At 64.4% G+C, this 13,357-nt stretch carries 10 protein-coding genes; 8 read left to right on the top strand and 2 right to left on the bottom strand.

Annotated elements, in window-relative coordinates; translation table 11 throughout:
* From pcnB to LRR16_RS18410, 6 genes are read left to right on the top strand one after another with little or no spacing between them, the layout of a single operon-like run.
* Complete coding sequence (gene pcnB / locus LRR16_RS18435; protein WP_064576516.1) at nucleotides 1–1,506, top strand: polynucleotide adenylyltransferase PcnB; 1,506 nt, start codon at nucleotides 1–3, stop codon at nucleotides 1,504–1,506.
* Complete coding sequence (gene folK, locus LRR16_RS18430) at nucleotides 1,503–2,021, top strand: 2-amino-4-hydroxy-6-hydroxymethyldihydropteridine diphosphokinase (RefSeq protein WP_006578921.1); 519 nt, start codon at nucleotides 1,503–1,505, stop codon at nucleotides 2,019–2,021. Before pcnB ends, folK begins: the two co-directional genes overlap by 4 nt.
* A complete protein-coding gene (locus LRR16_RS18425) occupies nucleotides 1,985–2,347 on the top strand; it encodes a DMT family protein (protein ID WP_006578922.1) in 363 nt (120 codons plus the stop codon). Before folK ends, LRR16_RS18425 begins: the two co-directional genes overlap by 37 nt.
* A gap of 49 nt (nucleotides 2,348–2,396) precedes the next feature.
* Nucleotides 2,397–3,218, top strand: coding sequence for a 3-methyl-2-oxobutanoate hydroxymethyltransferase (gene panB, locus LRR16_RS18420; protein WP_232206774.1), 822 nt, complete (start codon nucleotides 2,397–2,399; stop codon nucleotides 3,216–3,218).
* A gap of 9 nt (nucleotides 3,219–3,227) precedes the next feature.
* Nucleotides 3,228–3,926 (top strand): ABC transporter permease, encoded by a 699-nt coding sequence (locus LRR16_RS18415; protein WP_023263954.1) that lies wholly within the window; start codon nucleotides 3,228–3,230, stop codon nucleotides 3,924–3,926.
* Complete coding sequence (locus LRR16_RS18410; RefSeq protein WP_232206773.1) at nucleotides 3,923–4,645, top strand: energy-coupling factor ABC transporter ATP-binding protein; 723 nt, start codon at nucleotides 3,923–3,925, stop codon at nucleotides 4,643–4,645. The genes LRR16_RS18415 and LRR16_RS18410 overlap by 4 nt, the downstream gene beginning before the upstream one ends.
* 7 nt (nucleotides 4,646–4,652) lie before the next feature.
* Here the strand turns inward: LRR16_RS18410 and pabB are convergent, their stop codons facing one another.
* A complete protein-coding gene (pabB, locus tag LRR16_RS18405; protein ID WP_370646850.1) occupies nucleotides 4,653–6,554 on the bottom strand; it encodes an aminodeoxychorismate synthase component I in 1,902 nt (633 codons plus the stop codon).
* Between the two features lie 313 nt (nucleotides 6,555–6,867).
* Between pabB and LRR16_RS18400 the strand changes: the two genes are divergently transcribed.
* The gene (locus LRR16_RS18400) at nucleotides 6,868–10,824 is read left to right on the top strand and encodes a hypothetical protein (protein WP_232206772.1); all 3,957 of its coding nucleotides are present in this window, start codon (nucleotides 6,868–6,870) and stop codon (nucleotides 10,822–10,824) included.
* Nucleotides 10,825–10,933: 109 nt separating this feature from the next.
* Nucleotides 10,934–12,007 (top strand): hypothetical protein, encoded by a 1,074-nt coding sequence (locus LRR16_RS18395; protein WP_232206771.1) that lies wholly within the window; start codon nucleotides 10,934–10,936, stop codon nucleotides 12,005–12,007.
* A gap of 115 nt (nucleotides 12,008–12,122) precedes the next feature.
* On the opposite strand, the gene dnaJ is transcribed toward LRR16_RS18395, so the two are convergent.
* Nucleotides 12,123–13,256, bottom strand: coding sequence for a molecular chaperone DnaJ (gene dnaJ, locus LRR16_RS18390; protein WP_006575623.1), 1,134 nt, complete (start codon nucleotides 13,254–13,256; stop codon nucleotides 12,123–12,125).
* Nucleotides 13,257–13,357: the final 101 nt, after the last annotated feature.

The raw sequence follows: 13,357 nt of genomic DNA, 5'->3' as shown, positions 1-13,357 counted from the left end.
GTGATCAAGAAGCTTATCAATCGGCTGCTGGGCAAGCCCGGGCCCAAGCAGCGACGCCTCGGCCGCGCCCACACGCCGCGCATCATCACCGCCGACGAGCACCAGATCGATCCCACGCTGCTGTCGCGCAACGCGGTCAAGGTCACCAGCACGCTGCAGCAGGCCGGCTACCAGGCCTTCATCGTCGGCGGCGCCGTGCGCGACCTGCTGCTCGGCATCAAGCCCAAGGACTTCGACGTGGCGACCAACGCCACGCCCGAGCAGGTGCAGGCGCTGTTCCGCCGCTCGCGCATCATCGGCCGGCGCTTCCAGATCGTGCACGTGACCTTCTACGGCGGACGCGAGCAGGAAATCATCGAGGTGTCGACCTTCCGCGCGCTGGTCGACGCGGTGGCTAGCGAAACGCTGCCCGAGGGCCGCCGGCTCAAGCGCGCCGAACTGGACAACAAGACCCATGCGATCGACGCATCCGGCCGGGTGCTGCGCGACAACGTCTGGGGCTCGCAGGCGGAGGACGCCGAACGGCGCGACTTCACCATCAATGCGATGTACTACGACCCAGCCGAGCAGACCGTGCACGACTACCACCACGGCATGGAGGACATGCGGGCGCGCACGCTGCGGATGATCGGCGACCCGGTCACCCGCTACCGCGAGGACCCGGTGCGGATGCTGCGCGTGGTGCGGTTCGCCGCCAAGACCGGCTTCGACATCGACGAGGCCACGCGCCAGCCGATCGCCGACCTCGCCTCGCTGATCCACAACGTGCCGAGCGCGCGCCTGTTCGACGAGATGCTCAAGCTGCTGATGTCCGGCCATGCCTGGGCCTCGCTGCAGGAGCTGCGCAAGGCCGGCCTGCACAAGGGCCTGCTGCCGCTGCTCGATGTCGCGATCGAGCAGCCGCTGGGCCAGCGCTTCGTGCAGCTGGCGCTGGACAATACCGACCGCCGCGTGCAGGCCGGCAAGCCGGTCTCCCCCGGCTTCCTGTTCGCCGCGCTGCTGTGGCACCACGTGCTGCAGCGCTGGAAGTCGCTGCGCGAGGGCGGCGAGCACCCGATCGCGGCGCTCAATGCGGCGATGGATGATGTGCTCGAGCGCCAGACCGGCCAGCTGGCGATCCAGCGCCGCTTCGTCACCGACATGCGCGACATCTGGGGCATGCAGCCGCGTTTCGAGAAGCGCGTCGGCCGCATGCCGTTCCGGCTGCTGGAGTCGCCGCGCTTTCGCGCCGGCTTCGACTTCCTGCAGCTGCGCTGCGAGGCCGGCGAAATGCCGGCCGAACTGGCCACTTGGTGGCAGGACTTCCAGAACGCCGATTCGGAAGGCCGCGAGAATCTGATCGAAGCGGCACGCGCCTCCGGCACCGCCGGCAGCGAAGGTCCCGCGCGCAAGAAGCGCCGTCGGCGGCCGGCACGGAAATCGGATAAAGTTTCCCCCCGGGATGAGATGGACGCGGCAGCCGAGCAGCAAGGCGGCAGGCGCGGCCAGCCGGAGGAAACCGAATGACACTGGCCTTCATCGGCATCGGCGCCAACCTGGGCGACGCAAAACAAGCCGTCAAGGACGCCATCGTCTGCCTGGCGCAGCAGGTCGGCATCCGCATCGTGGCGCGATCCTCGCTGTACCGCAGCGCGCCGGTCGATGCCGGCGGCGACGATTACTACAACGCGGTGGTCAAGCTGGAGACCAGCTTCACCGCCGCCCAGCTGCTGGTCATCTGCCACCATATCGAGGACCAGTTCGGCCGCGAGCGGCCCTTCCGCAATGCACCGCGCACGCTGGACCTGGACCTGCTGGTGTTCGGCGACGAAATGCATGATGGCGCGCAGCTGACCGTGCCGCATCCGCGCGTGGCGGCGCGCGCGTTCACGCTGGTGCCGCTGCTCGAACTCGAACCCGACCTGGTGATTCCGGGCCTGGGCCGCGCCGCCGACCATCTGCCCGCGGTCGCGGGCCAGCGCATCGACAAGGTCTCCTTCTGCCAATGTACGCGCCAAGCGGAATCTCTCCGTTCCTCCTGACCACGGGCCTGCTGACGCTGTCCAATGTGTTCATGACCTTCGCGTGGTACGGCCACCTGAAGGATTTGAGCAGCCGCCCCTGGTATATCGCGGCCATCGTCAGCTGGGGTATCGCGCTGTTCGAGTACATGCTGCAGGTGCCGGCCAACCGGATCGGCTTCCAGCACGGCATCTCGCTGGCGCAACTGAAGATCCTGCAGGAAGCGATCACGCTGACGGTGTTCGTGCCGTTCTCGCTGCTGTACATGCAGCAGAGCTTCAAGTGGGACTACGTGTGGGCGGCGCTGTGCATGGTCGGTGCCGTCTATTTCATCTTCCGCAGCTGAACGCGCCGCCCGTCGCGGGCGCCGGCAAGCGGACCTCCGAGGCACATCGATGAGCTATCTCCTGGAACCCTCCCGCAAGTCCATCACCATCCCCAAGCTGCAGGCGATGCGCGCCGCCGGCGAAAAGATCGTGATGCTGACCGCCTACGACTCGAGCTTCGCCGCGCTGCTCGACCACTGCGGCGTCGAGGTGATCCTGATCGGCGATTCGCTGGGCAACGTGATGCAGGGCCAGCAGACCACGCTGCCCGTCACGCTCGAACAGATGGCGTACCACACCGAATGCGTGGCGCGCGGCAACCAGACCGCGCTGGTGGTCAGCGACCTGCCGTTCGGCACCTACGGCACGCCCGAGCAGGCCTTCGCCAGCGCCGCGACGCTGATGCGCGCCGGCGCGCAGATGGTCAAGCTCGAAGGCGGCGAGTGGCTGGCGCCGACCGTTCGCTTCCTGGTCGAGCGCAGCATTCCGGTGTGCGCGCATATCGGGCTGACGCCGCAGTCCGTGCATGCCTTCGGCGGCTTCAAGGTACAGGGCAAGACCGACGCCAGCGCGGCCCAGCTGCGCCGCGACGCCGAGGCCTTGCAGAGCGCGGGCGCCCAGCTGATCGTGATGGAAGCGGTGCCGGCCGCGCTGGCCGCCACCGTGACCAGCCAGCTGGAGATCCCGACCATCGGCATCGGCGCCGGCGTGGACTGCTCGGGCCAGGTGCTGGTGCTGCAGGACATGCTGAACATCTATCCGGGCCGCAAGGCCAAGTTCGTGCGCAACTTCATGGAAGGCCAGACCTCGATCGAGGCCGCGATCCGCGCCTATATCGCGGCGGTCAAGGACGGCAGCTTCCCTGCGCCCGAACACACCTTCACGGCCTGACGCCGCCCGATGGAGATCGGCGCGGCCACCGCGACCGCCTTTGCCCTGCTGGCCGGCGGCGATCCCGCGCTGTGGGAGATCGTCTGGACATCGCTGAAGATCGCCCTCGCCGGGCTGGCGATCGCCACCGTGCCCGCGGTCGGTGCCGCCTACCTGATCGCCACCCATGACTTTCCCGGCCGGCGGCTGGTAGTGGTGCTGGCGCAGGCCTTCCTGTCGTTTCCGACCGTGCTGGTTGGCCTGATTCTCTATCTGCTGCTGACGCGCCAGGGGCCGCTCGGCAGCCTCGGGCTGCTGTTCACGCCGACCGGCATGGTGATCGGCCAGGCCGTGATCGGCTTTCCGGTGGTGCTGGCGTTCGCGCTGTCGACGCTGCAAGGCGCCGACGCGCGGCTGCGCGAAACCGCCTGGGTGCTGGGCGCTGGCGCCTGGCGTACCTTCTTTACGGTGCTGCGCGAGCTGCGCTTCGGCCTGATGGCGGCCGTGGTCGCCGGCTTCGGCCGCGTGATCGCCGAGGTCGGCTCGGCGCTGATGATCGGTGGCAATATCGAAGGCTCGACCCGCACCATCACCACCGCGATCGCCCTGGAAACGAGCAAGGGGGAGTTCGCCCAAGGCATCGCGCTGGGCATCGTGCTGGTGGCGCTGGCCCTGCTGGTCAACGTGCTGCTGGCGTGGCTGCAGGGCGCCGGAGGATTTCGCCGATGAATGCACCGGAACCGGAACTGAACCGCCCCGCTACGGATGCGCTGGCACCGCCGCTGCTGGTGGTGCGCGGGCTGCGCCGCCGCATCGGAGCGCGGGCGCTGTTCGATATCGACGCGCTGGCCTTTCCGCGCGCAACCGCGGTGGTGCTGACCGGCGTCAACGGTGCAGGCAAGACCACGCTGCTGCGGATGATCGCCGGCCTCGAACGGGCGCCGGGCGCCACCGTCGACTGGACCGGCGCGGACGGCAAGCCGTGCAGCGCCGCGCTGGACCCGCTGCCGCCGGCGCTGCGCCAGCGCATCGCCTACATGCATCAGCATCCGTACCTGTTCCGCACCTCGGTGCGCGAGAACATCGCCTACGGACTGCATGCCCGCGGACTGCCGGCCGACGAAGTCGCCCGGCGTGTCGGCGCCGCGCTCGGCTGGGCCGGCATCACGCATGTCCAGGACACCGCGCCGGAGCGCCTGTCCGGCGGCGAGATCCAGCGGGTCGCACTGGCCCGCGCCAAGGTGCTGGAGCCCGACCTGCTGCTGCTCGACGAGCCGACCTCCAACCTGGATGGCCACGCGCGCGAACAGGTGATCGCGCTGGTGCGCGAACTCGCCGCCGAGGGCCGCACCGTGGTGATGATCTGCCACGACCGCGACCTGATCAATCTGCCCGGCGTGGTGCGCTGGAAACTGACCGACGGGCGGCTGGACACCCACCACCGCTAGGACATCGTCAGGGCATCAGCGTGGCGAGCAGTACGCCGCGCAACGAATTGGCGATCGCGAGGTCGTCGGCATCCAGCAACATCTCGCGGGTGATCGGGCTCTCCTTGACCGGGCCGCCCAGATAGGCCTCGCCATCGCGCAACACCGCGTCCCGCATTACGCCCGGCAGGATGTCCGCCGCCAGCGGCGGCGTCAGCCAGCGGCCGTCGACGCGAACGAATACCGAGCTGCGTCCTCCTTCCAGCAGTTCGCCGCGCGTGTTGAAGAACAGGCTGTCGAAGGCGCCGACGCGCTCCGCCTCGCGCCAGCCGGCATCGAACGTTTCGCGCGCGCTGGTCTTGTGCCGGCGCAAGGGGTCGGCGACCGGCAAGGCGGTGCCGGCGACGATCAGGCCGACCGGCCCTGGCTGCAGCGGGACCAGCGCGCCGCTTGTCATTTGCAACGTTCCGGCCTTGTCCAGCGTGACTCGCAGACGTGCGGGGCCTTGTGCCAGGGCCGCCGCCGCTTTCGTCATCGCATCGCGCGCCTCTTCCTCGTCGAAGTGAAAACCAAGACACGCCGCAGAGGCCCGTAACCGGGCAACGTGCGCATCGAGCCGCAGGCAACGGCCCTGCTCGACCCGCATCGTCTCGATCAGCGTGAAGCCGGGATCGTGACCCGTCAGAAAGCGCGCCTTCCAGCCGCACTCCGCGTATTCGTCGGCGGCGACGCTGTCGTGCACGATGCCGCTGCCCACGCCCATTTCGCCGGCGCGCAAGCCGTCGTCGCGGCGTGGACCGAGCACCAGCGTGCGGATCGCCACGGACAAGGCCGCCCGTCCCAGCGTCTCGCCCGGCTCCGGCGCATCGAGCCAGCCGATCGACCCGGTATAGAGTCCGCGCGGCGCACGCTCCAGCTCGGCGATGATTTCCATGGTCCGGCGCTTCGGCGCACCGGTGATCGAGCCGCAAGGAAACAGCGCGTCTAGCAGACCGTCAAGCGTCGTTCCGGCGCGCGCGGTGGCGGTGACGGTCGAGGTCATTTGCAACACTTGCCCGAATGGCTGCACGGCGAAGCGCTCCGGTACTTGCACCGTGCCCGGCTGAGCGATCCTGCCGAGATCGTTGCGCAGCAGGTCCACGATCATCACGTTTTCGGCCCGGTTCTTGGCGTCGGCCGCCAGTGCGGCAGCGGCTTCGGCATCGCGCTTCGCATCGCCGCTCCGCAAGGCGGTGCCCTTCATCGGCCGGGTCATCAGACGGCCGCCACCGTCGTGACGGAAGAACAGCTCAGGCGATAGCGACAGCACCCAGTGATCGCCGGGCAGCCGAGCCAGCGCGCCGTAGGGCACCGGCTGCGCGCGCCGCAGGTCCCGATAGAAGGCGATCGGATCGCCAAACACCTCGAAGCGCAGGCGCTGCGTGAAATTGACCTGGTAAGTGTCGCCGGCCTCGATCCATTCATGGATGCGCGCGATGGCCGCGTGAAATTCTTCGCCATCGATGTCCGAGCGGATCTGCATCGCACCGGCGAGCCTGCCAGGGCCGGATTGCGCTTCCAGCCAGCGTTGCACGGCCGCCGCCTCGCGCACCGTTTTCGAGGCAAACCACACGACGCGCATCGCGCCGTCGGCGAACGGATTGTCGGCACTGGGCTTTGCGAGTGTCGGCACTCGAACCAGCGGCGCGCCGAATTCGTACGGCGCAAACAGGCAGGCATGCCATCCCAACTTCCATCCCTCTCGGAGCCTTGGCTCCAGCTCTTGCAGTGCACCCGCCGGCACGACATCCATCCGCATGAAGTCGGTATAGAGCCGGCACATCGCCATCGGGTCAGTGGCGTCGTCGAGCAGTACGAAGGGGCCTCCTTCGTCGACCCGAGGCAAGGCGGAGGAAACGGAAGAGCCTGGGCTAGGAGACAACGGCAACATCGGGCAGCAGGGGCAGAGAGAACACCACGGGCGCGGTGACGGGGCAGACCTTGGGGAGAGCCGACATTATCGCCCGCGACCCGATCTTCGCGCCAATTCCTTGCAAAAAGCACCGCGCGGCACCGCGTCGGCTTGCCTTTGCGCACGGCGGTTCCCTTCGTCGTTACCGGCAAAAACAAGTCTCCACCGTTTTTTATAGCGGCCTCCCTGCAATGCGCGGATCGTTGCCGCCATGCCATCCGCAGAGATGACGCAAAAAACGGGACCGCCACCCGTGCATGCCGCACGGGACTGAAACCGCTACGAGGGAGAAATGGGAGACAGCACCTCATTCATCCAGTGTGGGCGCCTCGAGGACCTGGCCACCATCCCAAGGTCGAAGAAGGAACGGATACTCCGGGTTCGCGAAGGCGATATCGGCTGCCTCAATGTACAGGTCGAGGGTCACGAATACCTGGTAATCAGGACTCATCAGTTCGGCATTCAGGTCTGCCGTCTCGATATCGAAGACCTGACGCCCGCGGCGCGATTCATTCAGGCCATCAAGGAGTTTTTCACTCACCGCGTTGCGGATTTTTTTCAGCTCCGCGGCGTAGGAAGCCGGTCCTACCGGATCGGTAAAACCGTTGAAAGCTGGTTGCGGTTTCCGGATGGGCAGGAGAATGCGAAAGGACCGCCCTTGATGGCTACGCCGTCCATCACGATCGATGTCCCTGGCCACCGGACCACGGAAAGCGAATCTGACTATGTGCACGACCATCTCGCGAATCATTGCCCGCGGCGAGCACGTGAAATTGCAGTTCCCACAGCCTCCAGACCGCTGAGCGATCGTGATCGCGTGTGGCGCGACAACGCTGCTTGCCGACTCGTTCCCCAAGCAGCACAGGGCAGTCACGATGCCGCGCCGCCCCGGCCCCTTGATGATGCGGCATGCGAAGCGGAGTTGATGGCCGCATTCGACCACGCCGACGCAGACCCGACTGCCTTCGCCAGCCTGTTCGCCGCGTTGGAAGCAACCGCACGTCGATCTTCCAGCGCGTCAATCCCTGCCGATAGCTCGCCCCTGGTGCGCCGAGCAATACTACTGCTGCTCGGCAACGCCATTTCGACCGACATCTCCGACGACTTGCAGCCTCTGCGGCGTTCGCCCCAGCAAGCAATCGCCCTGCTCGACATGTTGCGCACACCGTGGCATCAGCTGAATAGTGGCGGAGAGCCGGTCGTCCAATGCTGGCAGGCAGCGCGCCGGCTGGCGAGATGCGAACTGGGCTTCCAGGTATTGTGCGGCCTCATCGGGTCGCCGCCTGACTTGCCAGCGGAAGCCGTGCACCAGTGGCATGCCGCGCTGAGAATCTATTTTCAATCGTGCGATCACCTGATTGCCGCCAGCGAGAACCAGTTCGAAGCAGCGGATTCGCCCAAAAGGGGCGCGATCATTGGAAGCGTGGTGGATGCGCGAAATGCACTGCGTGCCCTGACCGGCCATCCACTCAGGGCCGCCGAATATGCGGCCGCCATGCTTATGCAAGCCAATCACCCCCGCGCCAATCGGCTCGCCTATCGCGCGCTATTGGCGGCCGTCAAATTGTTGACGGTCCGCGAGCACGCGGATTCGGCCTGGCTGAAGGCGCAACGCCAGGCAGCAAGGCATCGGGTCGAGACCGGCTCGTTGCTGGCGCTACCGCTGGACAAGGACGAAGCGATGGCGCTGGCGTTATGGCGGAATGGCTTCCGTGATGATTTGGACGACGGCCTGCTCGCACAGTTTCAGCGGCTTCTCAACAAGTTGATCGTGGAGTGGCTTCCCCACGACGACGTGGCCCCTGATACCGGCTTGGTCGGTCGTCTCATACCCGACGAATCCCCGCTTGCGTTTGTCCTAGGCCACCCGTTGACACGAGGTGCAACGCGCAGGACCGTGACACAGCAAAGCGAGGATCATCAGGCGGCGTTCGGCCGCATGACTCGACTGTTAGTGCTGCACATGAAAATGGTTGCAGGCGTGCCATTGCGGAGACATGAGGCGCTATTGCGAGATGCCCTGCTCTTGCGAGATGAGATCAGGAGGCTTGGTCTAGCGCGAGAGTCTGAAGCGGAAGTCGACGCGCAGTTCGAAAACGTCATAAGCCGACTGGATAATGCCGCGCGCATAATCGATATCGATGGGGGCATTCAGCCTTTTTCTGCTACTGATTTTGAGCGACTTTCCCGCGAATTGGGTGTCCCCAGCAGCAGAATGGCACTGCGGGAAGTCGCAGATCAGGTTGAAGAGATTCAATCCCGATATCCCGAAATCGAGCTCGATCGCCTTCGTCCCGCATGGCCCGGCCGCATGGAAGAAGACACCGGTCATACCAAGCGAGGACTCGTCAACCTCGTGCGTGCCAACCTCCTGACTCAATGGGTATCCTGTACTGAGCTAGGTATACGCATGCATGCCTATACGGTCACCAACGTGCTCCGAGAAGCGGTGATCGCTGATCTAGTCGAGCTTCCCGGGCTGGAATCGCATCGCCCAGCATTTCAGGAGGAACTTGGCAGAATCACGCATATCGATCTCGAGTTGATTAAAGCGTGGGCGGTCGAAGCGGGCATAGTGCCTGCGGAGTCAACAGCGGCACGAGAGCCGGCGGGATCACCGGCAAATGCACAGCCTGCTGAGCTACGCGAGATAGGTCGTCGCTTTCAACAACATCGCGACGTCGTAGCAATGATCCGGTTGGGTCGGGACAAGGTCGATGCCAGTGTCTCACTGCCGGAATCGCCGCGAAGCCGTGAGGACTACCGGCGCATCGCCAGGCATCTCTTCGACGCCAATCTGGGCGCCGGCGCGTCGGGCAGCGTAACGCAAACCGCAGGTATGGGCGGCTCGATCGGGATCGACATGGGCCCGGCCATCGTGCTGACGGGACCAGCACCTTCGATCGGTTTGTCGATCTCGCACGAACACAGCGCAGCGCGCACACAGACCTTCGGCATCAGCGGCAGCTCGGTTGGCGGAGAGACAATGACGGTAAGCGAAGCTCAGAGCGAAATTGGCCAGGCGGGTGCGGGTATCTCCGTCAACACGCCGGTGGCACTGCGGATCGGCCTCGACGCGCACCACGCTAATGGCTATGCCTTCGAGTTCGGCATCGCCATTCGCACACCGCCCACACCAGACTCGCGCGATTGGGTAAAGACGGGCCAGCAAGCCATCGACGTCATCTTCGGCCAACGCTTGGCCCAAAAGTTGGCCAAGGCCAAGGTTCAGGCAGTCAATGCGGCCGCACAAATGCCTCAGCGCGCGCTACAGGAGTTGTGCTTGCAGTGCTTCCAGCCGTTGCTGCGCGGCGCACTTGCATTGAACGTGTTCGAGAATCGAACTGCAGATACTAGTGTGGCCGCCGGGATCTCGACCGGCGTCGGCGCCAGTCTGATTGGCGGCTCTGTCGAGATCGCTGTCAATGCACGCCTGGCCAAGGAAACGGATCGTCTGCACCATCAGAGCCGCACCGACCTCACAGGGTCCACACGGCTGGACGTGCAGGGTATCGGTACCGGATCTCGATACTCCGCCGCGATACGCCTTCTTGCGACGGTCTTGCCGGCAAAAATGACCCACCACCTGACCAGTGGATTGAGCACGGGCCCGATGGCAGGCGTGATCGCGACCTTTTGTGAGCGCGGCGTTCACCATTTCATGCGGCGGGAAACGCGGGACGGCATCACGCAGTCGTCGTTTGCCTGGGATATCGTCTTTCGGAATGTCGACGATCTAATCGCCCATCTGAATACCCCGGCTGTACGGCGGCACTGGGATCAATGCAACGCCCCACTTAAGCCGCTCGAACGTTGGTCACTCGATGAACGACTTCAATATCTACGCCTGCACGCGCGTCATTCGAATCAGAGCTATATGGTCCGTCGGCATTTGAAAGAGAGCAAGCTGGCGGAACTCAATGCACTCACAGCGCTATCGAAAGGGCTGGAAAGCACGAAAGGCCCCTATAGTCACGTGGGCAGTCGTTACGAGCTGGCACGGCAATGCTGGATCTTGCTCAGCACGGATGATCATTACGAACTCGGTGGGTTTGGCGTTTATGCCGGAGACCATCTCGATACGCAGAATGGCGTCCATGGCAGTGCACTGCTCACCACAGCACGATCGGTGTCGCTATCCTCAGAGCTCCTCTGGTTTAGCGCTCGCCTTGCTACGTCCACTCAGAGGAATCCGGAGGAGACAGACACATCGGGCAAGGAGCAGACCGGCACCGAATCCGTTTTCTGAGCCGCTCGATGACAAGCCCATGCGTCCGATCGTGTCGATGCATAAAGCGCACATTGCTCGCTTACGCTCGATCCGCATCGGGGTCCTAATCCCACCCAGGAACCGCACCATGACAAAGCTCAACCCCTCCAGTTCAGCCAATCGGTCGACACCCTTCACGGTCATTAATCCTGTAGAGCATGCACGCCGGGCATCGGCCTTCATTTCACGCGTTTGCACCGAGACACCGTCTTCCGATACGCCGCTATCCGACATGGCACCATTGCAGCAGTTCGCCATGTCCTTGCGCAGCCATTCGACGGCAGCGACGAACAGCGTAGACCAGGCGGCTAGCGCTTCAATGAGCGCGGTGACAATGGTGAAGGTACTGAAATCACACAAGCTATCGGTGCATGGCGCACACATTTACCATCTTGGTATCCCCGCCATCATGTTGCTTGCGTCGGCGTATGCCGCCGACAAGATCAGTCGGAAAACATTCTTCGATACACTGGATCTGTTCTTGCAACATATCCGTAGAGATTCCGATCATCCCAAAGGGATAAAGCCCCACCACCTGGTAGCGTTAGGCATTCCGGCAGCGAATGCTGAAAGGCTGCCTTTGACCAATTCCAGGCTGGATCTCGTGCTCGTCGCCGGGCTATTCAATGGTGTCATCGAGATAGAGGACTTCGATCTGTTATACGGTCCTGGTCCGAAAGGGCGCTTTCTGCAACGTCATTTTCCGGGCCTGCCAGTCGTGCCCCCCGCTCCGCCACTCGACGACCACTTCTACTGTGACGAGGGAGAACTATTGGCGAAGGGCGGTTGGTACCTTCGCGAACGCTTCAGCAAAAATATCCCGTTGATGTGCGCGAACCTGGAGAAGAGTCCTTTCCACTATCTATCGACAAATCACTACAAGCTGCGCCTCGTGGCGGCGGAAACACGCGGGATATCGCTGGGCAACCCGGAGCTGTTCGAAGACTATCAATTCGCGGAAGAAGCCTTCCATGACATCTTCCACGTCGTCGAACCGGGCTACGACCCGGCCGTCACCTGGCGGCACGATCTTGAGCGTTTCCACTTCGTAGAGCCGAAGCGGATCGACTGGATACCGCCAGAGCCCAAGAAAGCAGAAGCGGGAGGTAACCGGTCCAAGCCGAATCGCACTTGCGCCGAGCTCCTATGCAATGTCGTATGACTGCCCAGCACAGGTAGCTAGAACATAACGATTCACGTACAAGAAAAAAGCCGCGCCCAACAAAGGGCGCGGCTGACTTTTTTGCCGCTCCCCGCCGACCGCGGGGAAGCAAGCTTCAACTAAAAAAACTCTTGACCTTATCCAACCAAGACTGCTCCTGTGGACTATGCCGCGAGCCGCCTTCGTGGACCGAGCGGTCGAATTGGCGCAGCAGTTCCTTCTGGGCTTCGGTCAGCTTGACCGGCGTCTCGACGTTGACGTGCACGTAGAGGTCGCCCGGCGTGCCGGAGCGGACGCCCTTGATGCCCTTGCCGCGCAGGCGGAAGGTGCGGCCGGTCTGGGTGCCTTCAGGGACCGGGAAGCTGGCCTTGCCGTTCAGCGTCGGCACTTCGAGGTCGCCGCCCAGCGCGGCGGTGGCGTACGAGATCGGCATCTGGCAGTGCAGATCGTCGCCGTCGCGTTCGAACACCGGGTGCGGCTTGATATGGACCTCGACATAGAGGTCGCCCGGAGGGCCGCCGTTGATGCCGGGTTCGCCGTTGCCGGTCGAGCGGATCCGCATGCCTTCGTCGATGCCGGCCGGGATCTTGACCTCGAGGGTCTTCTGCGTCTTGATCTTGCCCTGGCCGTGGCATTTGACGCACGGCTTGGGGATGTACTTGCCGGTGCCGTGGCACTTCGGGCAAGTCTGCTGCATCGTGAAGAAGCCCTGCGACACGCGGACCTGGCCGATGCCTTTACAAGTGGGGCAGGTCTCGACGTGCGAGCCCGGCTCGGCGCCGTTGCCGTGGCAGTGATCGCAGTCGTCCCAGTGCGGTACGCGGATCTGCGCCTCGTGGCCGTGCGCGGCCTGCTCGAGCGTGATCTCCATGCTGTAGCGCAGGTCGGCGCCGCGATAGACCTGCGGACCGCCGCGTTGCCGGCCGCCGGCTGCCTGGCCAAAGATGTCGCCGAAGATATCGCCGAAGGCCTCGGCGAAGCCGCCGTAGCCCTGGGCACCGCCGAAGCCGCCCGCCATGTTCGGGTCCACGCCCGCGTGGCCGTACTGGTCGTAGGCCGCCTTCTTTTCGGGGTCGGAGAGCATCTCGTAGGCCTCCTTGGCCTCCTTGAATTTCTCCTCCGCATCCTTGCTGTCCGGATTGCGGTCCGGGTGGTACTTCATCGCGAGCTTGCGATACGCCTTCTTGATGTCGTCGTCGCTCGCGTTCTTGCCCACCCCGAGCACTTCGTAGTAGTCACGTTTTGCCATGGTGGCTCAAACCCTGATTGGCCGACCCGCGCGCACATGCGCGCCGGTCGACGAATAGCAAAAAGCCGAGCGGGGAAATCCGACGGCGCCGGCCCGCAGGT

It is taken from the genome of Cupriavidus sp. UGS-1, from assembly GCF_021213615.1.
Lineage (GTDB): Bacteria > Pseudomonadota > Gammaproteobacteria > Burkholderiales > Burkholderiaceae > Cupriavidus.
Note: the sequence above shows the minus strand (reverse complement) of the source record. Positions and strands in the feature narration are given on the sequence as shown.